Genomic DNA, 23,638 nt, shown 5'->3' with positions numbered 1-23,638 from the left:
GAAGTGGGAGGCGTCATGAAAGGCTTACTGAAGTACCTCTTGTTGCCGGCACTGGTTGTCGGCGTGCTCGCGAATATAAAGGACATCAAGCGCTATCTGCGCATCCGCAACATGTAGGCGGTAGCAGCCAGGGAGGTGGCGATGAGCACGCAAGCACAATCTGCCGGACAATCTTCGGCCCAGCACCCGGCGGTCACCGGGCCGGTCGGCGAGGAAATTCGTGTTCGTGGCCTCGTGCAAGGCGTCGGTTTCCGGCCGACCGTGTGGCGGCTCGCGCATGCATGCGGGGTGGTCGGCGACGTACGCAACGATAGCGACGGTGTGCTGATTCATGCCTGGGGCGATGCGTGGACGTTGCAACGTTTCATCGAGAGCCTGAGCACCGAGTGTCCGCCGCTCGCGCGCATCGACGCGATCGAGCGGCATCAACTGAGCGAAGCGGCCGAGGCCAGCGATTTCCGCATTGTGGCGAGCGTGACCGGTCATGTGCAGACGGGCGTCACGCCTGACGCCATGGTCTGCGCCGACTGTGCCGCCGAGATCGCCGTCCCGGCGAACCGGCGTTACCGTTATCCGTTTACGAACTGCACGCATTGCGGGCCGCGTCTTTCGATCATTCAGGCCATTCCCTACGATCGTGTCAATACGACCATGGCCGCGTTCGACCTGTGCGACGCGTGCCGCGCCGAGTATGAAGATCCCGCCGACCGGCGCTTTCATGCGCAACCAGTCGCGTGTCCGGTATGCGGCCCGCGCGTCTGGCTGGAAGGCCGGCACGGCGCACGTGCCGATGGTGACGATCCCTGCCGCGCGGCGAGCCTGCTGTTGCGTCACGGCTCGATTGTGGCGATCAAAGGGCTGGGCGGTTTTCAGCTTGCCTGCGACGCCTGCGATGAAGCCGCGGTGGCGCGCTTGCGTCAACTGAAACGCCGCGAGCGCAAACCGTTTGCGTTAATGGCGCGCGATCTGCCGGCCGTACGCCGCTATTGCACGCCGAGCCCCGCAGAACTCGCGCTGTTGCAAAGCGCGGCCGGACCGATTGTCATCATGGGGGCCGACGGCGCGGAGTGCGTCGCGCCGAGCGTGGCGCGGGGAGTGGGCACGCTGGGTTTCATGCTGCCCTCCACGCCGTTGCATCGCCTGCTGATGGAGTCGATCGACTCGGCGCTCGTGGTGACAAGCGGCAATACCAGCGACGAGCCGCCGTGCATCGATAACGCGGATGCCCGCGCGCGTCTCGGCCGCATTGCCGATGTCTTCCTGATGCACGATCGCGATATCGCTCGCCGGGTTGACGATTCGGTGGCCCGCGTGGTGCAGGGCGAACCGCGCGTGTTGCGGCGCGCGCGGGGCTATGCGCCGGCGCCGTTGCTGTTGCCGGACGGCTTCGCCGACATGCCGGCGGTGCTGGCAATGGGCGGTGAGCTCAAAAACACCTTCTGCCTTGCGCGCAATGCTCAGGCAATCGTCTCGCACCACCTCGGCGATCTGGAAGACGCGTTGACCTACGCGGACTATCGCCGCTCGGTGGCGCAGTATCTGCGTCTGTTCGAACATGAACCGCAGGCGGTGGCGCTCGATTTTCACCCCGAGTATCTGTCGCGCAAGATCGGCTACGACCTCGCGCAAGCGTGGCGGATTCCGGTGGTCGAGGTGCAGCATCATCACGCGCATCTCGCCGCGTGCATGGCGGAAAACGGCGTCGCACGCGATGCGCCGCCGATGCTCGGCGTGGCGCTCGACGGTCTTGGTTTCGGCGACGACGGCACGCTGTGGGGCGGCGAATTCATGCTGACGGATTATCGCGGCTTTACGCGCCTTGGCACCTTCAAGCCGGTTGCGATGCCCGGCGGCACACGCGCTATCGACGAACCGTGGCGCAGCGCTTACGCGCATTTGATGGCCGCATTCGATTGGCGTGGTTTCACGCGGCAATACGTCGGGCTCGACGTGCAGCAGTTCCTGAGCAGCCGTCCCCGCGCCGCGCTCGATACGATGATCGCGCAACGCGTCAATAGTCCGCTGGCAAGCTCGGTGGGCCGTCTGTTCGATGCCGTGGCGGCGACGCTCGGCGTGTGCCGGGAGCGCGTGCTTTACGAAGGGCAGGCGGCGATCGAGCTTGAGGCGCTGGTCGATCCGCACGCGCTGCAGGACGACGGCGATACCCATGCATATCCGTTTGAAATCGTCAGCACCCTGCCTGACGGCTTGCGTTGCATCGAGCCGAGGCCGATGTGGGAAGCCTTGCTCGACGATGTGTTGCGCGGCACATCCGTGCCCGTCGTCGCCGCGCGGTTTCACAAGGGGCTGGCCATCGCGATCGTGCGCATGGTCGAATGCCTGGCCGACCTGCTGACAGGTCCCGTCGATGCTCGCAGTGTTGCATTGTCCGGCGGTGTTTTTCAGAATCGCATTCTGTTTGAACAGGTGGCCGCGCGGCTTGGCGCAGCAGGTTTTCGTGTGCTGACGCACCGGCAGGTGCCGGCCAACGACGGCGGTCTGTCGCTAGGACAGGCAGTGGTAGCGGCGGCGCGGCACCGCAGCGGCCTTTGAAAGCGGGTGTTCGAGTCGTGGCGCAGAGGTAGCAATACAGCCGGAGCGCCGCAAAAAGCGGGTCAAAGGGCGTGCAAGGGGAGAGCAACATGTGTTTAGGCATCCCAGGACAAATCGTCGAAGTGACCGACGCGGCGAACGATCTCGCGCTCGTCAACGTCGGCGGCGTGCGGCGCGTGATCAATATCGCCTTCGTGATCGAGGAAGGACGGCCGGCGAGCGCGTGCATTGGCGAATGGGTGCTGGTGCATGTGGGCTTCGCGATGAGCCGGCTCGACGAGCAGGAAGCCGCACGCACGCTCGCGTTATTGCGTGAACTAGGCGTCGCGCAGGGTGAGATGGAAGACATGGCCGAGCTGCGCGAAGAATTGCGCAGTGCGCCATGAGTACGCGGTCGGAAGCTAACGGAGACCGGCATGCCCGAACATGAATCGCTGCAGGCGTTATATCCGTTCCTGCACGGCGCGCACCAGGATGCGGACAGGCTCGACGCCGCGTTGCTCGAATCCGTGCGTCTGAAAGCACAGGATAGCGTCGACACCAAACGGCAGTTCTTCGACGAAAACGGTCCGGCGATGGTGCGGATTGCTCATGCGATCGCCGACATGTACCGCCGCGACGGCAGGCTTTTCACCATGGGCAATGGGGGCTCGAGCTGCGATGCCTCGCATATCGCCGTCGAGTTTCTGCATCCGGTGACCACGGGCCGTCCGGCGCTGACCGCGATCAATCTGGTGGCCGACGTGGCCATGATGACGGCGGTCGGCAACGATGTCGGCTTCAGCCATATTTTCGTGCGGCAACTGGTGGCGCAAGGGCGGCGTGGCGATGCGCTGATCGGCGTGTCGACCAGCGGAAATTCCGAAAACCTGCTGATGGCCTTTACAAAAGCGAAAGAGATCGGGCTCCTGACCATCGGGCTGTCTGGCCACGATGGCGGACGGATGGCGAGCAGCGCCGCTGTCGACCATTGTCTCGTGGTGAGAAGCGACAGCATTCACCGCGTGCAGGAGACCCACGTCGCGATTTATCACATTCTGTGGGACCTCGTGCATACGCTGCTTGCTGACGACCGCGGCGGCCTCGCGGCTTCGACCGGCCTTGCAGGGTCAGCGGAAGGAGGCGCGCCATGAAATATGTCGACGAGTTTCGCGACCCGCACAAGGCAAAAACGCTGGAGAAGGAAATTCGTGCGCTGGTGTCCCGCATTGAACGTGCCAGACAACGGCCGCTGCAGATCATGGAAGTGTGTGGCGGCCACACGCATACGATTTTTCGCTATGGCATCCAGCAATTGCTGCCTGACACGGTGGAGTTCGTGCATGGTCCCGGTTGCCCGGTGTGCGTGCTGCCGATGGGGCGTGTCGACGATTGCGTTGCGTTGGCCGAGCGTCCGGAGGTGATCTTCACGACCTTCGGCGACGCGATGCGTGTACCGGGTTCGAAGAAGAGTCTACTGAAAGCAAAAGCCGACGGCGCCGACGTGCGCATGGTCTATTCGCCGCTCGACGCATTGAAGATCGCGCAGCTCAACCCCGACCGGGAGGTGATTTTCTTCGGACTGGGCTTCGAGACGACCATGCCCAGCACCGCGATGACGGTCCTGCAGGCGCAGGCGAAAAAGATCCACAACTTCTCGCTATTCTGCAATCACATCACGATCATTCCCACCATCAAGGCGATTCTCGATTCGCCCGACTTGCACCTCGACGGTTTTCTCGGCCCTGGGCACGTCAGTATGGTGATCGGCACGCGGCCCTATGATTTCATCGCGCGGCACTATCGCAAGCCGATCACCGTGGCCGGATTCGAGCCGCTCGATATCTTGCAATCGATGTGGATGGTGTTGCGTCAGATCGAAGAAGGGCGCTGCGAGGTGGAGAACCAGTATGGCCGCGTCGTGACGGAAGATGGCAATGCGCAGGCTTTGTCGGCGGTGACGCGCGTGTTCGAGACGCGCGAGTTCTTCGAATGGCGTGGGCTGGGTTCGATCGATCATTCGGGTGTGAGGGTTCGTGAGACGTTCGCCGCGTTCGACGCGGAGCGCAAGTTCCCTGTGCCGAACCTCAAGATTGCCGACCCGAAAGCGTGCCAATGCGGCGAGGTGCTGAAGGGCGTGATCAAGCCGCATCAGTGCAAGGTGTTCGGCACCGCCTGCACGCCGGAGTCGCCGCTCGGCTCGTTGATGGTGTCGAGCGAGGGCGCGTGCGCGGCTTACTACAACTATGGGCGTATCGATACGTCACGGATCGACGAACGGCGCGTTGCGCGGCAAGGCGTGCGATCTCCCGGTGAATCGGCGCCCGTATGCCTGGGTGCCGGTGCCGGTGCCGTGGCGGTTGCGGCTGCGGCTGCGGCTGCGGCTGATGCAGCCTCTGCACCCATCATGCGGGGCCATTCATGAACGACCGGGCGTCCGAATCTTTGCAGCCGGCGGCCCATCGCCGGGTACGCGACGCTACCGTCAATCTCGCGCACGGGAGCGGTGGCCGTGCAATGCGCGATCTCATCGAAGACGTCTTCGTTTCGACCTTCGACAATCCCACGCTCGCCGCGCTGGAAGATCAGGCCGTATTCGCGCTCGCCGAGCTCGCCAGGCACGGGGACCGTCTCGCCTTCACGACCGATAGCTACGTGGTCGATCCGCTGTTCTTTCCTGGTGGCGACATCGGCACGCTGGCCGTATCGGGCACGGTCAACGATCTGGCGGTGTGCGGCGCGACGCCGTTATACCTCTCCTGCGCGGTGGTGATCGAAGAGGGTCTTGCCGTCGATATCTTGCGGCGTGTCGCTGCGAGCATGCAACGGGTCGCGCTTGACGCGGGCGTCGCGATCGTGACGGGCGATACCAAAGTGGTGGAACGCGGTTGTGCGGACAAACTTTTCATCAACACCGCCGGCATCGGCGTGGTGCGCCGCGACGTGTCGATTTCGGCTCGCAACGCGCGTGCTGGCGACGTCGTGATCGTCAACGGTTATCTCGGCGATCACGGCGCGGCGATTCTGATGGCACGTCAGCAACTTGCACTGGAAGCCGACGTAGAAAGCGATTGTTGTCCGCTCGGCAGCCTGATTGCGGCAATGCTTGATGCGTGTCCGGAAATTCATTGCTTGCGCGACGCGACTCGCGGCGGTGTCGCGACCGTGTTGAACGAGTTTGCACAGAGTTCGAACGTGACGATACGTCTGCGCGAAGCGGACCTGCCGTTACGCGAGCAGGTCAAGGGCGCCTGCGAGATTCTCGGCCTCGATCCGCTGTATCTGGCCAACGAGGGCAAACTGGTGGCCGTCGTGCCCGCCGATGCCGCCGAGCGGGTGCTCGCGGTTATGCGCGCGCATCCGGCGGGGCGCGAAGCGGCCGCAATCGGCAGGGTGGAAGCAGGCGACGATGGGCTCGTCGTGATGCAGACAGTGTTCGGCGGGCAGCGCATCGTCGATATGCTGGTGGGCGAACAACTGCCGCGCATCTGCTGACGGCTGGAGGTGCGCGCCATGCATGAGTTGAGTATTGCCAACAGCGTCGTCGAGATTTGCGCGGAGCAGGCCAACGGCGCGCGCGTAAGACGTGTGACGCTGGAGATTGGGAAGTTGTCGGCGGTAATGCCCGACGCGATCCGGTTTTGCTTCGACGTTTGCGCGAAGGATACGGCGGTGGAGGGCGCAAAGCTGGAAATCATCGAGATGCCCGGGCAGGCACGTTGCCTCGCGTGTGGCGAGACGCTCGACATCGATGTGCCGTTCGGGCAGTGCGAATGCGGGAGTGCAAATCTCGAACTGATTTCGGGGCAGCAGTTGAAGATCCGGCAGATGGAGGTGGTGTGATGTGTACGACATGCGGATGCTCGAACACGCAGGGCGCGACAGTGACTGATCTGGATGCGCAGGAAGCGGCGCAATCTCAATCGCAATCGCAATCGCAAACCGCGCAGGAGGGTGCCGTGCCCGGAGCGAAAGAACCGGCCTATCGGCGAGTGAGCGAATATGAGAAGGGCCATGCACACTCGTATCCGCGCAATCACTCGCATGTGCACGCTCATACTCATGCACATGATCACCCGCACGATCATGAGCACCCGCACGATCACGATCACGATCACGGGAGCGAGCGCGTCACTTCAATCACGTTGGAGCGGGACATTCTGGCGAAGAACCAGTTGCTTGCCGAGCGCAATCGCGGCTGGCTCGCGGGCCGTTCGATTCTCGCGCTGAACCTGATGAGTTCGCCCGGCGCGGGCAAGACAACTTTGCTCGAACGCACGATTCACGATCTGGGTGAGACGTTGCCACTGACGGTGATTGAAGGCGACCAGGCGACGCTGAACGATGCCGAGCGCATTCGCGCTACCGGTGCGCGCGTGGTTCAGATCAACACGGGCACGGGCTGTCATCTGGATGCGGAGATGGCGTCGCGCGCGCTGACGCAGCTCGATCCGCCGATGCATTCGGTTGTGATGATCGAGAATGTGGGAAACCTTGTGTGTCCCGCGTTGTTCGATCTTGGCGAGGGGGCCAAGGTGCTGATCCTTTCCGTGACGGAAGGTGAGGATAAGCCGATCAAATATCCGCATATGTTTCGGGCTTGTTCGCTGTTGTTGCTGAACAAGATCGATCTGTTGCCGTATTTGCGGTTTGATGTCGAGCGGTGCATCGGCTATGCACGGAGCGTCAATCCTCAGATTGAGATTCTGCAGGTGTCGGCGCAAAGCGGCGAGGGCATGGAGGCCTGGTATGCGTGGGTTCGGGGGCGGTGTGCGTTCGGGGGGCACCGCCGCGAAGACAAAGTCGATATCGATAGCGCGGGCGTGATTTGAGCGAACTGCGGCGCCGCGGCTGCGTGCCTATTCTCCCGTCGGCTCAATGCCGCGCCGAACGCTTGATGCGGTGAAAATTGCGATCGAAATAGATCAACCCATCGCCGTCACTGCGCACGCTGATGCTTGTGGTTTTCACGAACATCACCGAGTGCGAGCCCACTTCCTTCAGGTCGACGATTTCGCCCTGCAGACTCGCGAGTGCGTCGCGCAATACCGGCACACCGTGTGTGCCTTCGTCCCAGATCGGCCAGCCAAAGCGTTCTTCCATCGGTACGTGTGTCATGCCCGCGAAGTGGCGCGCGAGCAATTCGTGCTCGCCGGGCAGCACGTTGATGCAAACATGCCGATTGCGTTCGAAAGTGGCGTGCATTGCGCTCGATCGGTTCAGGCAGACGAGCAGCGTGGGCGGCGTATCGGTGACGGAACACACGGCGCTCGCAGTCACGCCGCAGCGTCCATGCGGGCCGGCAGTCGTGATGACATTGACGGCCGCGGAAAGATGAGCCATAGCCTGACGGAATTGCTGCCTGACTGCCAGATCGGCGTCAGCAACGGGAGTCGATTGCGGGTTCGGCTTCATGTTCTGGGTTCCTCGGGAGACGCGGTATGGATCTGGATTCAAGCGTAATCAATCCACGTACGGAAAGAAATCCGCGCGAGCGGTGAGCAGGAGAGCGTCTTTCCCAATCCATCTAAAGCTTTCCCCCATGCGTGTCTGGGCGGCGGCGCACAGTGCCGGATATTAATCCGCGCCACAGGGTAACTATCGCTTTGCAGTGCTTTTTTCAATGGTTATCATGGGGCGGCAAGACGCTTCGAATCGCACACTCCCCGAACCGTTCCGGCTTACTCCATGTCTCACATGCCTCAGTCCACACCGTCCCCCGCACCCGTCGTCTATATCGTCGACGACGACAACGGCATGCGTACATCGCTTGCGTGGCTGCTCGAATCGGTCGGCGTGAAGTCGGCGGGTTTCGCCAATGCAAACGAATTTCTAAGCGCTTTTGATCCTGGCGTGCCCGCATGTCTCGTTCTCGATGTGCGCATGCCGGAGCAAAGCGGCTTCGATGTGCAAGCGGAACTGAACCGCCGGGGTGCGACGCTGCCGATCATTTTCGTCAGCGGTCACGGCGATATTCCAATGTCGGTGCGCGCTTTGCAGAACGGCGCGATTGATTTCGTCGAGAAGCCGTATAACTCGCAACAGATGCTCGATCGCGTGCAACGTGCGTTGAAACTGGCTGCGCTTCGTCACGCCTCCGATCAGAAACAGCGCGAGTTGAAGCGGCGCCTGGAGTCGCTGACGGCGCGCGAAAAAGAGGTGCTGCGCGGCGTGATCGACGGCAAGGGCAGCAAGCGTATCGCCTCCGATCTGTCGATCAGTGTGAAGACCGTCGACGTGCATCGGGCGAGCATCAAGGACAAGCTCGGCGCGGCCTCGATCGCGATGCTGGTGCGCGACGTGATGGCGGTGTGGGACCAGGATGCGTGCGCGAGCAGTGCGCTTCGTTGAGGCACACCGCCGCCGCATAACCCAGAGCGAGGATTAGCGCATGAAGAGGCCGCCGTTCACATCCCAACACGCGCCATTCGCGAAGTAAGCGTTTTCCGCCGCCAGCATGACCGCGACATCGGCGACGTAGTCCGCTGAGCCTAGACGTCCTGCGGGAATGTTGGCGATCACCGCCTTCAGTTTGTCGGCCGCGACGCTCTCGTGCACGATCGGCAGATCCATCGGCCCAGGTGAAATCGCATTGACGGTCACGCCCGCGGCGCCAAGATCGCGGGCGAACACCTTGGTCAGCGTGATCACGCCGCCTTTGGCTGCTGCATAGTGCGCACCGGTAGCCGATCCTCCGTTCTGTCCCGCCAGCGAGGCGATATTGACGATGCGGCCTGCGCCGGCATCGGCGAAATGCTGGCCGAACACCTGACAGCCGAACAGCACGCTGCGCAGATTCACGTTGATCACCTGATCGAACTGCTCGGCAGTGATCTCCATCACGGGGACGACTTTGGATGCGCCCGCATTGTTGATCAACGCGTCGATGCGGCCCCAGCGTTGCAGGATCGCATGGCGTGCGGATTCGAACGCGGCCTTCGAGGTCACGTCGAGGTTCAGCGCGAAGGCGCTCGAGCCGTCGGCGCTCAGTTCGTGGGCAAGCGCTTGTGCGGCGTCGAACGCAATGTCGCCGATGGCAACCGCGTAGCCCGCTGCATGAAAACGCGCGGCAATCGCCGCGCCGAGACCGCGCGCGGCGCCAGTGACGAGTACGACTCTGTTCTGCATTGCTTCCACTCCGTAAGAAAACCGCTGCTTTTATAGCGGTTTCGTGCTGTGCTTAAACGGCGAGGGCCGCTTCGAAGCGTGCCGCGATTGCACACACCTGTTCGTCCGAACCTTTGCGTCCAACGATCTGCAAACCCGCCTTGAGCGCTGAGCCGTCGATAGGCAAGGGCAGGCTCAGAGCCGGATGGCCGCTCAGGTTGAACGGCCGGATCAACGACGACATGGCGATAACCGAGGCGCCACCGCGTGCCTCGTCGAGCGTGATGGGCAGCGCGGGCAGGGTGGGGAGAATCAATACGTCCACGCTTTCAAGCGCATGATCGACGGCCGCGGTGAATTGCCGGCGTACCGACTCCGCCGCATTGCACTGCGCCGCGGTTGTTTTTGCTGCGGCGCGCAGCCGTGCGTCGAGATCGGCACCGAGCTTACCGGTTGCCACGAGGTGACCGAACGCATGCGAGGTTTCGGCGTTGATGATCGCGAGGCCCGCTTCGAAGGCGGCGGCAAAGCCCGCGAGTGCCACCGTGCGAGCGCCACAGTCGGTTTGGTCTGCTGCGCGCGCAACGGCGTCGAGAATGTCCGGCATTGCGTCGACTTGCACGATACCGACGTTCAACGCACCTGTTTGCGTCGCATTAGCGGCATGGAGGTCGAAGTCGGCGGTGATCGCCTGCATCGCGGCGACGATCATCTGCATCTCGCGCGCGAACGGCCCGACACAATCGAGCGTCGATTCACGCGGCGCAACGCCGTGCCGGGATACGCGCCCATAAGTCGGCTTCAAACCGATCACGCCGCAACACGCAGCAGGTCCGCGAATCGATCCGCCGGTGTCGGTGCCAAGCGCGGCATCGGCGAGTTTCAAACCAACGGCAGCCGCCGAACCGCTCGACGAGCCGCCAGGAATGCGCGAGGCGTCCTGGGGATTTTCAGGCGTGCCTGTGTAGTCGTTGATACCGGTCATGCCGAACGCCAGTTCGTGCATATTCGCTTTGCCGACGATGTGCCAGCCTGCATCGATCAATCGCGCGACGACTTCCGCATGCTGGGTAGCCGGCGGTGTGCCGGCCAACGCGCGGCTCGCGGCCGTGGTTGCGTAGCCGGCGATATCAATCGTGTCCTTGATCGCGATGCTGGGGCCCGTGCCACCCAGTGACAGGGTCTGGATCAACTCATTCATGGGTTCGGTTTCCTTGCATTGACTTGCCAGGGCGCATCGAAAAGACGTTCGGTGCGAAAGTGGGTGATGAGCCAGTCGCGGCCATTGTCGGCGGGCGCGAAATCCACCTCGAGGCGTGCCGAGATCAACTCGGCTTGCATGTCGACGTAGCCGGACGCTTGCAGCATGATCCAGCGGCCTTTCGCGGTTGCGCCCTGCACCTCGATCGTTTCCGAAGTGAGGAAGTGCACGTTCACCGAGAAATGCGGCGACGGCGGCAGGTAGCGCGTGAGCATCCCGAGAATTTGCGCATGGCCGGTGAGGCGGCCGAACTTGCTGGTGTACTGCGGGCCGATGCCGTCCCAGATCGCGTCGGACGTGAAGAGGGCCGCGAGCGTCTCGCCTTCGAGCGCACCCGAGGGCACATCGCATAACGTCATATAGCGCGCCATGGTGCGGCGCACCGCGGATTCGGCTTCGAGTGCCGCGAGGCGTTCAGTCAACAAGAAAAGCGTATCCGGGGTCTCGTTCATCGCGTCACGTTCCTGCATGTTCAGGCCGCATTGGCATGTTGCGGCGGCACTTCGAGCGCACGGCCCACTCGCGCTTCGATCTTGCCGTAGCGCCACAGGTTGTACTCGCCGACCGGCGTGGTGCGATACAGATTGCACACCGCCACGGCGGTATCGAAGTCGCGCACGTCGGCCATGATGTAGAAGGTCCACGGCGAGTTGTCGGCCTGGCCGACAGTGAGGCGGTCGTCGTCCATGATGCCGAGCACGCTGACGCCCTCCATCGATTCGACCGCGGCCAGCATCTTGCCGTAGGCCTGCCAGACTTCACCGATCTTCTCGCGCGGCAAGTCAAAGAAATTCTGCGTCACGCCGCAGCAGAACAGAACGCGCAGGGGCAGCTTCGGGGTATCGGACATGGTGGGGTTCTCCGTGAAATCGTTTGAAGGTCAAATGCAGTAGTGGCTTACAGGTAGCCCGGAATCGGCGGCACGCCGACGAACACGGCACCGGCGCCGTCGAAGTTGCCTTCGCCGAGAAAGGCGTGCTGGGTGACCACCATTGCGTCACGCAAGAGGCGCTGCAACGGATGCGTGCGGTAGATCGCCATCGTGCCGCCGAGCCGGTAGGCGCGCTGCACGACCTCGGCGCCTTCGCGGGCGATCTGCGTCGCAGCGAGGCGCAGCAGGCTGGTCTGCTCCGGCGTAACCGGGTTGCCGGCGAGGATCGATTGCCAGACCGTGTCGGTGGTGTCATAGAAGAACGCACGAGCCGAACGCAATTGCGCCTCGGCTTTTGCCAGTTCGATCCGGTAGTACGCGCGGTCGGCGAGCTGCGGCGCGCCGGTGGTGGTCTTGCGGCCGCCGGCCATCTGGTTGGCGACATCGAGCGCGGCACGGGCGAGACCGAGGTTGACCACGGCCAGCACTTGCGCGGCATAAGCGATAGTCGGGTAGCGATACAGCGGCTCGTCCACGCACGGTTCGCCGCCGCGCACGAAGGTCCAGTCGTCGGCGACGAATTGATCGGTCACGCGCAGATCGTGACTGCCGGTGCCTTGCATGCCGACCACATCCCAGTTCTCGACGATCTCGACCTGATGCGGCCGGAACACGGCCGTGCGTGGCTTGCCGGCCGCGCCTGAGCCGGTCGCACCTAAGCCGGTCACACCGATCCCCACGCCGAGCCAATCGGCGCCCTTGCAGCCGCTCGCGAATTTCCACGTGCCGTTCACACGCCAGCCGCCGTCGGCGGGCTGCGCGGGTTGTACGGGGAAGAGGCCGCCTGCAAACACCTGATCGGGACCGTCGGCGTAGATGTGCGCCTGCGTTGCCAGCGGCAAGGCCGCCAGATACACGTTTGCGGAGCCGAAACTTGCGACCCATGCCGCTGAACCGTCCGCTACCGCAATGCGTTCGATCATGTCGAGAAACGCGCCAGGCGCTAGCGCATCGCCGCCGAAACGCCGCGGCGTCGCCGCCCGATACACGCCCGCACGCTTGAGGCTCGCAATGACGTCGCGCGGCACATGTGACAGGCGCTCGAACTCCTCGCGCCGCGCGGCGATTTCGGCGATGACGTCGGCGAGCGGCAGGGGCGTTGCAGCGGGGCTCGCGTCCGTGATGGCGGCAACAGTGGCGGTGGCGGTGTCTGACATGGCAGTGCATCTCCTTGATTCGTTATCGGCTGAAACTCGCAGCACGTGGGTCGCGGGGGATGAGGCCGGTGACGGCGCGTGCAGGGTGAGGCCAGTCTAGAAATGCAAAAAGAACGCTTCAATTGGGGCGCGGGATGCGTTTTTAGGTAACGCGCCGGGGGTAGCTAAAGAAATCTTCAGACGCGAATCATGCGGACTGGTGTTATGTTCCTTCATCTACGCGATCGAATACGTGATCGAAAACGCGATCGAATTTCTCCACCGTCTCGCCCGATGAATTTCCCCGCCGAAGAAGATTTCCACCGCCTGCTGGACGCGCTGACACTGTGCGTGCTGCTGCACGACGCCGAAACGAAGGCAATCGTGTGGGCCAATCGCGCGGCTTGCGAGGCGCTCGGCTTTACGCTCGAAGAACTGCTGCCGCTCAAGGCGAAAGATATGACCCGCCCGGTGCCGAAGTACCGCCGCGAGATTGGCGTGGGCGCCATGGACCGCGCGATCACCGAAGGTCCGCAGGTCTACGAATGGTGTTACCGCTCGCGTAGCGGGGCCGACATGCTGTCCGAGGCCATTGCCACCTACGTGCCGCTGCGCGAGCGCGCGGTGGTGATGGTGCAGTTCCGCGATATCAGCGTCGAAGACACGCTCAAGCAGACGTTGCGGCGCTACGAATCGCGGCTGCGCGAGTTCATGCAGGACCTCGGCGAAGGCGTCGCCGTACTGACGCCCGCGGGCGAAGTGGAATTCGTGAGCGAATCCGGACGACGTGTGCTGGGTCTGGACGAGGGCGCGCCGATGGGCGACGTGCTCGACTATTGCAGCGAGTCCGATCGCGACCGGCTGCTCGAACAGCTCGCCGCCGCACCGCGCATCCAGCCCTCGGCACCGCAGCGTTATCGCATCACGCGCCGCGATGGCACGCCGGGCTGGTTGCGCATCACGTGTAGAAGAATCGAGATCGAAGACGATCTCAACGGCCGCCTGCTGCACTTTCGCGATATCACGGATGAAGTCGCCGTCGAAGAGGCGCGTCGTCATGAAGCGCGGCTGCTGGAATACGCGGGGCGGTACAACGCAATGGGCGAAATGGCGACCGCCATTGCGCACGAGTTGAGTCAGCCGCTCGCGTCGGTGCGCAATTTCATCGAAGGCGCGATCCGGCGTCTCGCGCAACCCGGCCCCGTCGAGGACGCGGTGTGGGGTTTGCGCAGCGCCGATCGTCAGGCCGAGCATGCGGCGGTCATCATCAGGAGCGTGCGCGATTACGTCGTCAAACGAGAGCCGAGCGAGACGAATGCGGATCTGCGCGACATCATCGCGGACGTTGCGTACTTCATCAAATTGCGCGCCAAAGAGGCAGGTGTTGCGCTCACCATCGAGCAGGCGCCCGAAGCCTTGCCGGTGTATTGCGAACGCGTGCTGATCGGCCAGGTGGTGCTGAATCTGGCGTTCAATGCGATCGAGGCGCTGACGCAAGACACACATGAAAGCACGAACGCCGCGGCACGGCGTGGAGAAGTGCGCCTTGTCACCGGCCTGCGAGGCAAGTTTGCGCTCGTGCAGGTGATCGACAACGGCCCAGGCGTGCCCGCGGGTGCGCATGGCCGGCTGTTCGACGGGTTCTCTTCGTCGAAGGTAGGCGGCAATGGCATTGGTTTGTCGCTGTGCAAGAACATCGTCACGCGGCATGGTGGCGAAATCTGGGCCAAACCGGCGCGGCAAGGCGGGCTCCAATGCAGTTTTACGCTGCCGCTCATCGCCGCGCCTGGCCGCTGATCGCATCTCAGCCCTGCGTGGTGTTGATGTTCTTCGGAATGGTCACGAGCGTGATCGCGGTGATGAGACCGAAGCCGATCAGCATCAAGGCGACCGGCCATGCCGCATGGACCTTCGAATACAGCGCGATGGCGACCAGCGGCGCGAGGCCGCCGGAAAACACCGAAGCGATTTCGTGACCCAGCGCCATGCCCGAATAGCGGACCTCGGTGGGAAAGAGCTCGCCCATCAGCGCGGGCTGCGTGCCGATCATCGCAGCGTGGCAGAAGGGCAAGCCCAATGCTAGCGACAGGAACACCAGCATCGGTTCACGCGTATCGATCAGCCAGAATGCGGGAAACGCGATCACGACGAGTCCGAGCGCGCCGATCATATACACCGGCCGCCGTCCGATCACATCGGATAACCGGCCCCACAGCACGATCGTGACGAGTTCGATCAGCATGGCAAGCATCACGCCGCCGAGCATCACTGGAACCGGCACGCCGATCGTCTTGCCATACACCAGGACGAACGACAGGAAGATATACGTGCCGCCGTTTTCGGCGACGCGCAGCCCCATGGCCTGCAACACCTGTTTCGGGTGATTGCGCAGCACGGTCAACACCGGCATGTGCTTCGGTTTGGCGGTGGCGAAATCGCGGCTCTCGGGCAGGCGCCGGCGAATATACACACCGACGCCGAAGATCAGCACGCTGGCGAGAAAGGGCACGCGCCAACCCCACGACATGAAGCTTTCCACCGGCAGCCGCTGCACCAGATAAAACGCGGCCGCCGACAACACGAAGCCGCCCGCCACACCCAACTGACTGAACGATGCGTAGTAGCCGCGGCGATTGGCCGGCGCGCTCTCGCTGATCAGCAGCACGCCGCCACCCCATTCGCCGCCGGACGCGATACCTTGTACGACCCGCAAACAGACGAGCGCGATGGGGGCGAGGAAACCGATTTGCGAAAACGTCGGCAACAGGCCAATGCCGAAGGTCGCCACGCCCATCATCATCAGCGTGACGACGAGCGCACGTTTTCGGCCATGCCGGTCGCCGATATGACCGAACACGATGCCGCCCAATGGCCGCGCCAGAAAGCCGATCGCGAAGCCGGCGAAGGCGGCGAGGGTGCCCATTAACGGATCGCCGTGCAGCGGAAAAAACAGCGGCCCGAAGATCAGGGCCGCCGCCGTGCCATACAGAAAGAAGTCATACCATTCGAGCGCGTTGCCGAGCACGGAGGCGACGATGATCCGCCGCAGGGTCCGCGAGGTCGCCGGCGCCGCGGGCGTGGCGGGCGATCCGGCCGTGGAAGAAAGCGTGTCGTTTTGCATCGTCGTGCTCGCTGGTATCGTCGTCAATTACAGGAGGAAGCCGATGGCGCTGAGCGTCTCGGTCGAATCGATCAGGCGGATGACCTTCTGTACGATACGCGGCTCGCCGCTCGCGAAACTGATGCGATGCGTGAGGTCCGCCGCGAATAAGGTCGACTTGCCGCGTTTGTACGCGACAATGATCTGCGCCGAGCTCACCTCGACCTCGTCGCTCGTATCGCTCGTCAAAGTGAAACGCGACACCGTGCGCACGGTGCGGGCGGCGTCGCTCGCCGAGGCTGAATAGCCGGACGTCATGCGTTGTACGCGTTTCTCGCGCATGTCCTGATCGTCGTAGGCGTAGTTCAGCGTGGCGGCGAAGTCGGTGGTGCCGGGATCGATCGGCACCACGTAAAAGCCCGCCGGGTCCCACAGCGAAAGCCACTCGCGATAGTCCTTGCGGTCCAGCAACTCGGCTTCGCGCCAGATCAGTTCGATCGCGCCGGCAAAAGTCTGCTGCGAGAACAGCGTGTTCCTGTTGTCCATCATGCTTGCTCCATCATCGTGCGCCATTGCGCGTACGCTTCGCGCATGCCCGTTTCGTCGGTGGCGTGCGCGGTCTTTTCGCCGTTCGGCGCCGTGTGCTCGCGATTCAGGCCGCGGTTCACGAGGATCGGCAGATCGGGACCGGCATGCGAGCCGCGTTGCACGCGTTCCCACGCTTCGGCGTCGTCCGGACTGCCGAAACCGAACGGGCCCTGGAAGTGTTCGTGAATGCGCAGGCGCACACGGTTCGCTTCTTCGGGGCCGCCGTCCATGGCGAGGGCGACGTGGCGGATTTCCGTCTCATTCGCCGAGATGGGCCGCAGCACGCGGAAAAAGGCCATCGACAGCGCGAGATTCGGAAACAGATTCAGGTTGAAGCCGACGCCCATCAGCGAACGCACGATGCGGCGCACTTCGTCAGGCGTGTGTTTTTGTGCAAGCGTGGCGGCGAGTCCCGCGAAGCGCTCGGGGATCGGCGCGCCGTCGTCGCGATCGAGGTCGACGAGTTCCGGCACCAGCACGGCGAGGCTATGGCCGTTGCCGAGCGAGCGGCAGAATGCCTGGTCGCTCGTCATGAAGCTCGTAATCGCGGCGGCGGTTTCGTCGTCGATCGATTTCATCCACGACTTGTGGACAACCGGGAAGTGATACAGGTCGGTGGTGTTTTCGAGCTGGATCTTCCAGTTGCCGTTGAAGCGGAAGCGATGCTCGCCGTTCGCCTTGATCGGATAGCCCGCGCCTTGCTTCATGAACAGGTCGATCCACGGTTTGGCGCCCCCAAGGAAATCCTCGAGCGGCTCGATCTCCTGATTGAAGCTCGCGAAGATCAGGCCTTGATAGATGCCCACGCGCAGACTCGCGAGCGGCAACTCGGTCTTGTCGATCACGCCTTCGTAGCCGTCGCCATAGGGCAGGGCGCGCAATGCGCCGTCGAGGCCATAGGTCCAGCTGTGATACGGGCATGTGAAGCCTTTCGCGTTGCCCTTGTGCTGCTCGCACACCGTTGCGCCGCGATGGCGGCAGCGGTTTTGCAGCACGTTGACGGCGCCGCTCTTGTCGCGCACCACGATCACCGGCTGGCGGCCGATCATTGTGGTGCGAAAGTCGCCCGGATTCGGCAGTTCGCTTTCGTGCGCGACCCAGATCCACGTCTTGTAGAAAATACGCTCGAGTTCGGTTTCGAAAACCGCCGGGTCGTAGTACAGCGACGGGGCGACGCGGTCGGACTGCGCGCGCTGGTACAAGGCGCTCGCATCGACGGTCTGGTATGAGGATTCGCTCATGGCAGTCGTAGGTGGGTGGTCGATGAAGCCAAGTCTCGCCGAGTACCTGATATGCGTCAAATTGATCTAAAATAAAATATAAAATCAATCTCATGGATATCTCGATGAATTCACTGGACCACGTCGACCTCAATCTGCTGCGCGTTTTCCAGGCGATCGTCGAGGAGCGCAGCCTCACGCGGGCCGGCCAGCGGCTTGCGCTCTCGCAGCCGGCTATCAGTTATTCGTTGGGGCGGTTGCGAACCCTGTTCGACGACCCGCTGTTCATTCGTACGCGCGCCGGCATGCAGCCCACGCCGATCGCGCTCGAACTGTCGAGTATCGTCGCGCGGGCGCTGGATACCGTGCGTGAAGCGTTGCGCTACGCAGAGCACTTCGATCCGGCAGTGAGCACGCGCACCTTCAGGTTATCGCTGTCCGATGCGGGCGAGTTGGCGTATTTGCCGCCGATTTGCGAGGCGTTGCACCGGCAGGCGCCGCGCGTGAAATTGCGCATCGAGCCGCTGCCGGTGGAAGAAATCGAAGATGCGTTGCGCGGGAGCCGGCTCGATTTTGCAATCGGCAATCTGCCGACGCTGACCGCGCGCACGCGTCACCAGGCGTTGTTCGAGGAGACTTACGTTTGCATGACGCGCAAGCGGCGCGGCTTGCCGCGTACGAAAGAGCTGAGCATGAAGGCGTTTCTGGACGCATCGCACGTGCAGATCACCTCGGTCGAACACAGCCACTACGCGCTGGACGATGCGTTTCGCGCGCAAGGTGTAGGCCGGCATATCGCGCTCGAATTGCCGCATTTCGTGGCCTTGCCGAGTGTGCTGGCCGTGACCGATCTGTTCGCGACGCTGCCGCGGCGTCTCGCACAGATTTTCAATCGGGACGGCGGGTTTCAGCTTTACGCGTTGCCTGTCACGTTGCCGATGGCGGCAGTGACGATGCATTGGCACGAGCATTTCGACCAGGACGAGGGCAACGTGTGGTTGCGCAATCTGATGGCCGATATCGTGGGGCGGTTCGACGAGCGTTGAGACGGGACGCCTCTTCAAACCCGTTTGAACAACTCCCGCGCCAGCGAACATAGCAACGTCGTGGTTGGCGACTCGTCCTGCAGGCGGCGGCTCATGATGATCGGCGACGCGATATTGGCGGCCGGAACCGGCCGGTACACCACGCCATGCGCGCGTAAGCCTTCCACGCTTTCCGGCACGAGACACACGCCGACTTGCGCCGCGACCAGACCCAGCGCGGTCTGCAATTCCCTCACTTCATGAATGGACTTGGGCTCCAGCGCGTGGTCATGCATCGCTGACAACTGCTGGTCCGCATAGCTCGGCCGCGGCGTGCTCGGATAGACGATCAGCGTTTCCTGCGCGAGCTGGGCAAGCGTCAGCGGTTTCTTCTGGCGGGCGAGCGCGTGGTCTTGCGGCAGTGCGGCAATCATCCGTTCTTCGACGAGCACTTCGCGCGCCAGTTGCGCATCGTCGAAACGCAGGCGGCCGAAACCCACGTCGATACGGCCGCCTTTGAGAGCGGCGAGTTGCTCGATCGTGAACATTTCGATCAACGACAACTCGATATGCGGCGCCGCCTCGCGAAACGCGCGGATCACCGCGGGCAGCGCGCCATAGAGCGTGGACGGCACGAAGCCGATCACGATCCGCTCGGCCAGTTGCGCGAGGCGCCGCGTGAGCGGGGCGAGTTCGTCGGCGTCGTCGACCAGACGCTTGGCCTGCGCATAGAAAATGCGGCCGGCTTCGGTCAGGCGCAGCGGCCGCGAGCCGCGCTCGAACAGCGCAAGGCCAACGCTTTCCTCGATCTGCTGGATCTGGCGGCTGAGCGGCGGCTGCGTCATATGCAGGCGGTTAGCCGCCCGCGTGATGTTCATTTCTTCGGCGACCGCAATGAAATAGCGGAGTTGGCGAAGTTCCATGCATACCCCCAAGGTATGGAAGTAGTCGGAATCGGTGTTGGACTGCTTCGTGGGTTTGTTTTTACTATGGTCCTCCCGGTAAAGCAGTTCAGGAGGGCAACGAATGATAGCAACACCCGTGAAGATCGAGAGCGTGGAGACGATTCTCGTCGACGTACCGACGATTCGTCCGCACCGGCTTTCGGTCGCAACGATGAACTGCCAGACGCTCGTGCTGGTGCGCATCCGCTCTTCCGACGGCGTGGTCGGCGTGGGCGAGGGCACGACCATCGGCGGCCTCGCCTACGGCGAGGAGAGCCCGGAAAGTATCAAGGTCAACATCGATACGTACTTCGCGCCGCTGCTCAAACAGATGGACGCGACCCGTCCGGGCGCTGCGATGGCGAAGCTGCGCGCGCTGTTTCAGGGCAACCGCTTTGCCCGATCGGCGGTTGAAACCGCCTTGTTCGATGCCCAGGCGCAGCGCCTCGGCGTGCCCTTGTCGGAGCTGTTCGGCGGGCGCGTGCGCGATTCGGTGGACGTTGCATGGACGCTCGCAAGCGGCGACACGACCCGCGATATCGACGAAGCCGAGCGTGTTTTCGAAGCGAAGCGGCATCGCGTATTCAAGCTGAAAATCGGCTCGCGCGCGCTGGCCGACGACGTGGCGCACGTGGTGGCCATTCAGAAAGCGCTGGAAGGACGCGGTGAAGTGCGTGTCGACGTGAACCAGGCATGGACGGAATCGGAAGCGATCTGGGCCGGCAAGCGGTTCGCCGAGGCGGGTATTGCGCTGATCGAGCAACCGATCGCCGCGGAGAACCGGGCCGGCCTCAAACGTCTGACCGATCTCGCTCAGGTGCCGATCATGGCCGATGAAGCCTTGCACGGCCCAGCCGATGCATTCGCGCTTGCCAGCGCGCGCGCGGCCGACGTCTTCGCCGTGAAGATTGCGCAATCGGGTGGCCTGACGGGCGCGGCGAGCGTGGCGGCAATTGCGCTCGCCGCAAACATCGACCTGTATGGCGGCACGATGCTCGAAGGCGCGGTGGGCACCATCGCCTCGGCGCAACTCTTCAGCACCTTTGGCGACCTGAAGTGGGGTACCGAACTGTTCGGGCCGTTGCTGCTGACCGAAGAGATTCTCACGGAACCGCTGCGTTACGAGAACTTTGCTTTGCATCTTCCCCAAGGGCCGGGTCTTGGCATCGCGCTCGACTGGGACAAGATCGACCGCTTGCGGCGCGATTCACGCAAGGGCGCAAGCGTCATTACCCACTGACTGACGGGTCATCCGCCAGCCGCCACGAACATTAAACGAAGGAGATACCCCATGAACAAGCAAGCCATCGACGCGCTGCTGCAGAAAATCAACGACAGCGCCACTAGTGAAGGCAATCCGCGCACGAAGCAGATCGTCAACCGTATCGTGCAGGATCTGTTCTACACGATCGAAGACCTCGACGTCCAACCCGCCGAATTCTGGACCGCGCTGAATTATCTCGGCGACGCGGGCAAGAGCGGCGAGCTCGGTCTGTTGGCCGCGGGCCTCGGTTTCGAGCACTTTCTTGATCTGCGTATGGACGAAGCCGAAGCGAAGGCCGGCATCGAAGGCGGCACGCCGCGCACGATTGAAGGACCGTTGTATGTGGCGGGCGCGCCGGTTTTCGAAGGTCATGCGCGACTGGATGACGGCACCGATCCCGGTCAGACGCTGGTGATGCGCGGTCGCGTGTTCGGCGAAGACAGCAAGCCGCTCGCGAATGCGCTGGTCGAAGTGTGGCATGCGAATCACCTCGGCAACTACTCGTACTTCGACAAGTCACAGCCGGCCTTCAATCTGCGCCGCTCGATTCGCACCGATGCCGAAGGCAAGTACAGCTTCCGCAGCGTGGTGCCGGTGGGTTACTCGGTGCCGCCGCAAGGACAGACGCAGTTGCTTCTTGATCAGTTGGGCCGTCATGGGCATCGTCCGGCGCATATCCACTTCTTCGTATCGTCGCCGGGCTGCCGCAAGCTGACCACGCAGATCAACATCGACGGCGATCCGTATCTGTGGGACGACTTTGCGTTCGCCACGCGCGACGGGCTCGTGCCGGCCGTCAAGCAGGCTGAAGGCGCGGAAGGCAAACCCTATAGCGTGGAAGGCAAGTTCGCGCTGATCGATTTCGACTTCACGCTGTTCAAGGAACGCGACAATGTGCCGGGCGCGGAAGTGGAGCGCTTGCGCGCGGAAGCCTGAGGCTGCAACGCTGTAACGCCTGAAAGGTAGGGATGTACCGCATGAATCGATCGACCCTGGCTGCGCGGCATCGTTTTCCGGGCAGCCAGGTTTTTTCGTTACCGAAAAGCCAAGGAGCGCAAACATGCTGTTTCACGTTGAGATGACCGTCAATTTGCCGAATGACCTGGACGCGGAGCGCGCCGCGCGCCTGAAGTCCGAAGAGAAGGCGATGTCGCAGAGGCTGCAACAGGAGGGCGTGTGGCGGCACCTGTGGCGTATTGCCGGCCGCTACGCGAATATCAGCGTGTTCGACGTGGAAAGCCCCGCGCATCTGCACGACGTGCTGAGCCAGTTGCCGCTGTTTCCGTATATGGATGTCGAAGTGCGCGCGTTGTGCCGGCATGCATCGTCGATTCGCGACGACGACCGGTAAGGCTGCAACAGGGGGCGCAAGAAAGAAGGTGCTGCGAATGCAGCACCTGGTTGCGCTGAAGGTCTGAAGATCGAGTCTTAAAGATCGAGTACCAGCAACGGCGAAGCCGCGCGTGACACGCAGCAGCAGATCACCTTGCCGCCGGCTCTTTCCGCTTTGCTCAGACAGTGGTCGCGATGCTCGGGCGTGCCGCTCACCACGTCGACCATGCAGGTCCCGCATACGCCTTCACCACATGACGTATCGACTTCGATACCGATCGACGCCAGCGCGGCGACGATCGTCGTGTGTTTGTCCACGTGGACCGTTGCACCGCTGCTGGCGATTCGCACTTCGAATGAATCGAGCGTGTTCGATTCACCGCTGGCCGCCGAAGCGGGCTCGGCCGCAAAGCGTTCAAGGTGAATCGCTTCGGCAGCAAGGCGCTTTTCGCCTATTGCCACCACACGCTCCATGAAGGGCGCCGGGCCGCAGGTATAGAGGTGCGAGCCTTCACGCGCGCTTGCCACGCAGTCGGCCAGCACCGTATCGAGCTGTTCCCGTTCGACGCCGAAATGAAGCCGCACGTAATCGCTGAACGGCGCGCGCGAGAGCAACGGCAAGAACGCCGCGTGCTCCGCACTGCGCGCGAAATAATGCAATACGAAGGGCTGCTTCTGCTTGAGCAACCGGTACGCCATGCTCAATAGCGGTGTCACGCCAATGCCCGCTGCAACCAGTATGTGTTCGCTCGCACCGGGCGCAAGTTGGAACAGATTGCGCGGCGCGCCGACCGTCAATTCGCTGCCTATCGTCACATCGTCATGCAGCGAGCGCGAACCGCCGCGCGACGCGTCTTCACGTTTGACGGCAAACAGGTGCGCGTCACGATGATCCGGATCGCCGCACAAGGAATATTGCCGCGTGACGCCCGAGGGCACGGTCACGTCGATATGCGCGCCGGGTTCGTAACCGTCGAACGGTTGTCCGTCCAGACGCGAGACGCTGAACGAGCGCACGCCGTGCGCTTCGTCGCGCACGCTGTCGACGCGTACGCTGAAGGTGGTTCTTTCCATGATCTTGCCGTCCAATGGACAGAGAGGGGCAGAGCGGCCGCCGCATGCAATGCGCGGTGGCCGGTTGTGCTTCAAGGATAAGAAACAGCCGACAATCAGGCAAATCGATTAAAAATAGGTTGTC

25 protein-coding genes are annotated in these 23,638 nt (G+C 62.9%); 14 read left to right on the top strand and 11 right to left on the bottom strand.

Translation table 11 applies throughout. The annotated features are described in order from the left end of the window. Nucleotides 1-15 precede the first annotated feature (15 nt). The 8 genes from KHO23_RS35670 (at nucleotide 16) to hypB (ending at nucleotide 7,364) form a co-directional block, all read left to right on the top strand. Complete coding sequence (locus tag KHO23_RS35670) at nucleotides 16-117, top strand: DUF6893 family small protein (RefSeq protein WP_407946057.1); 102 nt, start codon at nucleotides 16-18, stop codon at nucleotides 115-117. A gap of 24 nt (nucleotides 118-141) precedes the next feature. Beyond that, a complete protein-coding gene (gene hypF, locus KHO23_RS16005; protein ID WP_211612180.1) occupies nucleotides 142-2,553 on the top strand; it encodes a carbamoyltransferase HypF in 2,412 nt (803 codons plus the stop codon). 89 nt (nucleotides 2,554-2,642) lie between these two features. Then, nucleotides 2,643-2,939: a HypC/HybG/HupF family hydrogenase formation chaperone gene (locus tag KHO23_RS16000; RefSeq protein ID WP_211612179.1), complete on the top strand. Its 297-nt coding sequence runs from the start codon at nucleotides 2,643-2,645 to the stop codon at nucleotides 2,937-2,939. A 30-nt stretch (nucleotides 2,940-2,969) separates the two neighbouring features. Further along, the gene (locus KHO23_RS15995) at nucleotides 2,970-3,686 is read left to right on the top strand and encodes a D-sedoheptulose-7-phosphate isomerase (protein WP_211612178.1); all 717 of its coding nucleotides are present in this window, start codon (nucleotides 2,970-2,972) and stop codon (nucleotides 3,684-3,686) included. Next, entirely contained in the window at nucleotides 3,683-4,957 is a 1,275-nt protein-coding gene (hypD, locus tag KHO23_RS15990) for a hydrogenase formation protein HypD (RefSeq protein ID WP_211612177.1), read from the top strand. Before KHO23_RS15995 ends, hypD begins: the two co-directional genes overlap by 4 nt. Continuing rightward, nucleotides 4,954-6,027 carry a hydrogenase expression/formation protein HypE gene (gene hypE / locus KHO23_RS15985; protein WP_211612176.1) on the top strand — a complete coding sequence of 358 codons (1,074 nt, stop codon included), beginning with the start codon at nucleotides 4,954-4,956 and terminating at the stop codon, nucleotides 6,025-6,027. The genes hypD and hypE overlap by 4 nt, the downstream gene beginning before the upstream one ends. 18 nt (nucleotides 6,028-6,045) lie before the next feature. Continuing rightward, nucleotides 6,046-6,375: a hydrogenase maturation nickel metallochaperone HypA gene (hypA, locus tag KHO23_RS15980; protein WP_211612175.1), complete on the top strand. Its 330-nt coding sequence runs from the start codon at nucleotides 6,046-6,048 to the stop codon at nucleotides 6,373-6,375. Beyond that, the gene (gene hypB / locus KHO23_RS15975; protein WP_211612174.1) at nucleotides 6,375-7,364 is read left to right on the top strand and encodes a hydrogenase nickel incorporation protein HypB; all 990 of its coding nucleotides are present in this window, start codon (nucleotides 6,375-6,377) and stop codon (nucleotides 7,362-7,364) included. Before hypA ends, hypB begins: the two co-directional genes overlap by 1 nt. A 43-nt stretch (nucleotides 7,365-7,407) precedes the next feature. On the opposite strand, the gene hpaC is transcribed toward hypB, so the two are convergent. Continuing rightward, complete coding sequence (hpaC, locus tag KHO23_RS15970; RefSeq protein ID WP_211612173.1) at nucleotides 7,408-7,947, bottom strand: 4-hydroxyphenylacetate 3-monooxygenase, reductase component; 540 nt, start codon at nucleotides 7,945-7,947, stop codon at nucleotides 7,408-7,410. A gap of 282 nt (nucleotides 7,948-8,229) precedes the next feature. Between hpaC and KHO23_RS15965 the strand changes: the two genes are divergently transcribed. Then, a complete protein-coding gene (locus KHO23_RS15965; protein ID WP_211612219.1) occupies nucleotides 8,230-8,883 on the top strand; it encodes a response regulator transcription factor in 654 nt (217 codons plus the stop codon). Nucleotides 8,884-8,916: 33 nt separating this feature from the next. On the opposite strand, the gene KHO23_RS15960 is transcribed toward KHO23_RS15965, so the two are convergent. From KHO23_RS15960 to KHO23_RS15940, 5 genes are read right to left on the bottom strand one after another with little or no spacing between them, the layout of a single operon-like run. After that, the gene (locus KHO23_RS15960) at nucleotides 8,917-9,660 is read right to left on the bottom strand and encodes an SDR family NAD(P)-dependent oxidoreductase (RefSeq protein ID WP_211612172.1); all 744 of its coding nucleotides are present in this window, start codon (nucleotides 9,658-9,660) and stop codon (nucleotides 8,917-8,919) included. A 52-nt stretch (nucleotides 9,661-9,712) separates the two neighbouring features. Next, nucleotides 9,713-10,840 carry an amidase gene (locus tag KHO23_RS15955; protein ID WP_211612171.1) on the bottom strand — a complete coding sequence of 376 codons (1,128 nt, stop codon included), beginning with the start codon at nucleotides 10,838-10,840 and terminating at the stop codon, nucleotides 9,713-9,715. After that, complete coding sequence (locus KHO23_RS15950; RefSeq protein WP_211612170.1) at nucleotides 10,837-11,352, bottom strand: nuclear transport factor 2 family protein; 516 nt, start codon at nucleotides 11,350-11,352, stop codon at nucleotides 10,837-10,839. Before KHO23_RS15950 ends, KHO23_RS15955 begins: the two co-directional genes overlap by 4 nt. 20 nt (nucleotides 11,353-11,372) lie before the next feature. Then, nucleotides 11,373-11,750, bottom strand: coding sequence for a hypothetical protein (locus KHO23_RS15945; protein ID WP_211612169.1), 378 nt, complete (start codon nucleotides 11,748-11,750; stop codon nucleotides 11,373-11,375). Between the two features lie 47 nt (nucleotides 11,751-11,797). Further along, nucleotides 11,798-12,988: an acyl-CoA dehydrogenase family protein gene (locus tag KHO23_RS15940; RefSeq protein WP_211612168.1), complete on the bottom strand. Its 1,191-nt coding sequence runs from the start codon at nucleotides 12,986-12,988 to the stop codon at nucleotides 11,798-11,800. Nucleotides 12,989-13,261: 273 nt separating this feature from the next. Between KHO23_RS15940 and KHO23_RS15935 the strand changes: the two genes are divergently transcribed. Then, nucleotides 13,262-14,764, top strand: a complete 1,503-nt coding sequence (locus tag KHO23_RS15935; RefSeq protein ID WP_211612167.1) for a PAS domain-containing sensor histidine kinase — start codon at nucleotides 13,262-13,264, stop codon at nucleotides 14,762-14,764. Between the two features lie 7 nt (nucleotides 14,765-14,771). Here KHO23_RS15935 and KHO23_RS15930 read toward each other — a convergent pair whose 3' ends face one another. From KHO23_RS15930 to KHO23_RS15920, 3 genes are read right to left on the bottom strand one after another with little or no spacing between them, the layout of a single operon-like run. Continuing rightward, nucleotides 14,772-16,088: an MFS transporter gene (locus tag KHO23_RS15930; RefSeq protein WP_211612166.1), complete on the bottom strand. Its 1,317-nt coding sequence runs from the start codon at nucleotides 16,086-16,088 to the stop codon at nucleotides 14,772-14,774. A gap of 27 nt (nucleotides 16,089-16,115) precedes the next feature. Next, on the bottom strand, nucleotides 16,116-16,616 hold the full coding sequence (locus KHO23_RS15925; protein WP_211612165.1) for an aromatic-ring-hydroxylating dioxygenase subunit beta: 501 nt from the start codon (nucleotides 16,614-16,616) through the stop codon (nucleotides 16,116-16,118). Beyond that, complete coding sequence (locus KHO23_RS15920) at nucleotides 16,613-17,896, bottom strand: aromatic ring-hydroxylating oxygenase subunit alpha (RefSeq protein WP_211612164.1); 1,284 nt, start codon at nucleotides 17,894-17,896, stop codon at nucleotides 16,613-16,615. Before KHO23_RS15920 ends, KHO23_RS15925 begins: the two co-directional genes overlap by 4 nt. Before the next feature lie 104 nt (nucleotides 17,897-18,000). Here KHO23_RS15920 and KHO23_RS15915 point away from each other — a divergent pair, with 104 nt between their 5' ends. After that, on the top strand, nucleotides 18,001-18,921 hold the full coding sequence (locus tag KHO23_RS15915) for a LysR family transcriptional regulator (RefSeq protein ID WP_211612163.1): 921 nt from the start codon (nucleotides 18,001-18,003) through the stop codon (nucleotides 18,919-18,921). 14 nt (nucleotides 18,922-18,935) lie between these two features. Here the strand turns inward: KHO23_RS15915 and KHO23_RS15910 are convergent, their stop codons facing one another. Continuing rightward, nucleotides 18,936-19,823: a LysR family transcriptional regulator gene (locus KHO23_RS15910; protein WP_211612162.1), complete on the bottom strand. Its 888-nt coding sequence runs from the start codon at nucleotides 19,821-19,823 to the stop codon at nucleotides 18,936-18,938. A gap of 103 nt (nucleotides 19,824-19,926) precedes the next feature. Here KHO23_RS15910 and catB2 point away from each other — a divergent pair, with 103 nt between their 5' ends. The 3 genes from catB2 to catC all read left to right on the top strand — a co-directional run bounded on the left by catB2 (nucleotide 19,927) and on the right by catC (nucleotide 22,459). Further along, nucleotides 19,927-21,084 (top strand): muconate cycloisomerase CatB2, encoded by a 1,158-nt coding sequence (gene catB2 / locus KHO23_RS15905; protein ID WP_211612161.1) that lies wholly within the window; start codon nucleotides 19,927-19,929, stop codon nucleotides 21,082-21,084. Between the two features lie 51 nt (nucleotides 21,085-21,135). Then, the gene (gene catA / locus KHO23_RS15900; RefSeq protein ID WP_211612160.1) at nucleotides 21,136-22,044 is read left to right on the top strand and encodes a catechol 1,2-dioxygenase; all 909 of its coding nucleotides are present in this window, start codon (nucleotides 21,136-21,138) and stop codon (nucleotides 22,042-22,044) included. Nucleotides 22,045-22,168: 124 nt separating this feature from the next. Continuing rightward, nucleotides 22,169-22,459 (top strand): muconolactone Delta-isomerase, encoded by a 291-nt coding sequence (catC, locus tag KHO23_RS15895; RefSeq protein WP_211612159.1) that lies wholly within the window; start codon nucleotides 22,169-22,171, stop codon nucleotides 22,457-22,459. Nucleotides 22,460-22,536: 77 nt separating this feature from the next. On the opposite strand, the gene KHO23_RS15890 is transcribed toward catC, so the two are convergent. Beyond that, nucleotides 22,537-23,514 (bottom strand): PDR/VanB family oxidoreductase, encoded by a 978-nt coding sequence (locus KHO23_RS15890; protein WP_211612158.1) that lies wholly within the window; start codon nucleotides 23,512-23,514, stop codon nucleotides 22,537-22,539. Nucleotides 23,515-23,638 lie beyond the last annotated feature (124 nt).

The sequence above is a fragment of the Paraburkholderia haematera genome (assembly GCF_905220975.1).
Lineage (GTDB): Bacteria > Pseudomonadota > Gammaproteobacteria > Burkholderiales > Burkholderiaceae > Paraburkholderia > Paraburkholderia haematera.
This window is presented reverse-complemented; position numbering and strand designations above follow the sequence as displayed.

What these genes read in the sequence shown, in the direction of transcription:
- catC (WP_211612159.1), top strand. Translation starts at nt 22,169, where the DNA reads ATGCTGTTTCACGTTGAGATGACCGTCAATTTGCCGAATGACCTGGAC.
- KHO23_RS15890 (WP_211612158.1), bottom strand. Translation starts at nt 23,514, where the DNA reads ATGGAAAGAACCACCTTCAGCGTACGCGTCGACAGCGTGCGCGACGAA.
- KHO23_RS15965 (WP_211612219.1), top strand. Translation starts at nt 8,230, where the DNA reads ATGCCTCAGTCCACACCGTCCCCCGCACCCGTCGTCTATATCGTCGAC.
- KHO23_RS15915 (WP_211612163.1), top strand. Translation starts at nt 18,001, where the DNA reads ATGAATTCACTGGACCACGTCGACCTCAATCTGCTGCGCGTTTTCCAG.
- hypB (WP_211612174.1), top strand. Translation starts at nt 6,375, where the DNA reads ATGTGTACGACATGCGGATGCTCGAACACGCAGGGCGCGACAGTGACT.
- KHO23_RS15950 (WP_211612170.1), bottom strand. Translation starts at nt 11,352, where the DNA reads ATGAACGAGACCCCGGATACGCTTTTCTTGTTGACTGAACGCCTCGCG.
- KHO23_RS15960 (WP_211612172.1), bottom strand. Translation starts at nt 9,660, where the DNA reads ATGCAGAACAGAGTCGTACTCGTCACTGGCGCCGCGCGCGGTCTCGGC.
- KHO23_RS15935 (WP_211612167.1), top strand. Translation starts at nt 13,262, where the DNA reads ATGAATTTCCCCGCCGAAGAAGATTTCCACCGCCTGCTGGACGCGCTG.
- hypD (WP_211612177.1), top strand. Translation starts at nt 3,683, where the DNA reads ATGAAATATGTCGACGAGTTTCGCGACCCGCACAAGGCAAAAACGCTG.
- KHO23_RS15955 (WP_211612171.1), bottom strand. Translation starts at nt 10,840, where the DNA reads ATGAATGAGTTGATCCAGACCCTGTCACTGGGTGGCACGGGCCCCAGC.
- catB2 (WP_211612161.1), top strand. Translation starts at nt 19,927, where the DNA reads ATGATAGCAACACCCGTGAAGATCGAGAGCGTGGAGACGATTCTCGTC.
- catA (WP_211612160.1), top strand. Translation starts at nt 21,136, where the DNA reads ATGAACAAGCAAGCCATCGACGCGCTGCTGCAGAAAATCAACGACAGC.
- KHO23_RS15945 (WP_211612169.1), bottom strand. Translation starts at nt 11,750, where the DNA reads ATGTCCGATACCCCGAAGCTGCCCCTGCGCGTTCTGTTCTGCTGCGGC.
- KHO23_RS15925 (WP_211612165.1), bottom strand. Translation starts at nt 16,616, where the DNA reads ATGATGGACAACAGGAACACGCTGTTCTCGCAGCAGACTTTTGCCGGC.
- KHO23_RS35670 (WP_407946057.1), top strand. Translation starts at nt 16, where the DNA reads ATGAAAGGCTTACTGAAGTACCTCTTGTTGCCGGCACTGGTTGTCGGC.
- KHO23_RS16000 (WP_211612179.1), top strand. Translation starts at nt 2,643, where the DNA reads ATGTGTTTAGGCATCCCAGGACAAATCGTCGAAGTGACCGACGCGGCG.
- KHO23_RS15995 (WP_211612178.1), top strand. Translation starts at nt 2,970, where the DNA reads ATGCCCGAACATGAATCGCTGCAGGCGTTATATCCGTTCCTGCACGGC.
- KHO23_RS15910 (WP_211612162.1), bottom strand. Translation starts at nt 19,823, where the DNA reads ATGGAACTTCGCCAACTCCGCTATTTCATTGCGGTCGCCGAAGAAATG.
- hypF (WP_211612180.1), top strand. Translation starts at nt 142, where the DNA reads ATGAGCACGCAAGCACAATCTGCCGGACAATCTTCGGCCCAGCACCCG.
- KHO23_RS15930 (WP_211612166.1), bottom strand. Translation starts at nt 16,088, where the DNA reads ATGCAAAACGACACGCTTTCTTCCACGGCCGGATCGCCCGCCACGCCC.
- hpaC (WP_211612173.1), bottom strand. Translation starts at nt 7,947, where the DNA reads ATGAAGCCGAACCCGCAATCGACTCCCGTTGCTGACGCCGATCTGGCA.
- hypE (WP_211612176.1), top strand. Translation starts at nt 4,954, where the DNA reads ATGAACGACCGGGCGTCCGAATCTTTGCAGCCGGCGGCCCATCGCCGG.
- KHO23_RS15920 (WP_211612164.1), bottom strand. Translation starts at nt 17,896, where the DNA reads ATGAGCGAATCCTCATACCAGACCGTCGATGCGAGCGCCTTGTACCAG.
- KHO23_RS15940 (WP_211612168.1), bottom strand. Translation starts at nt 12,988, where the DNA reads ATGTCAGACACCGCCACCGCCACTGTTGCCGCCATCACGGACGCGAGC.
- hypA (WP_211612175.1), top strand. Translation starts at nt 6,046, where the DNA reads ATGCATGAGTTGAGTATTGCCAACAGCGTCGTCGAGATTTGCGCGGAG.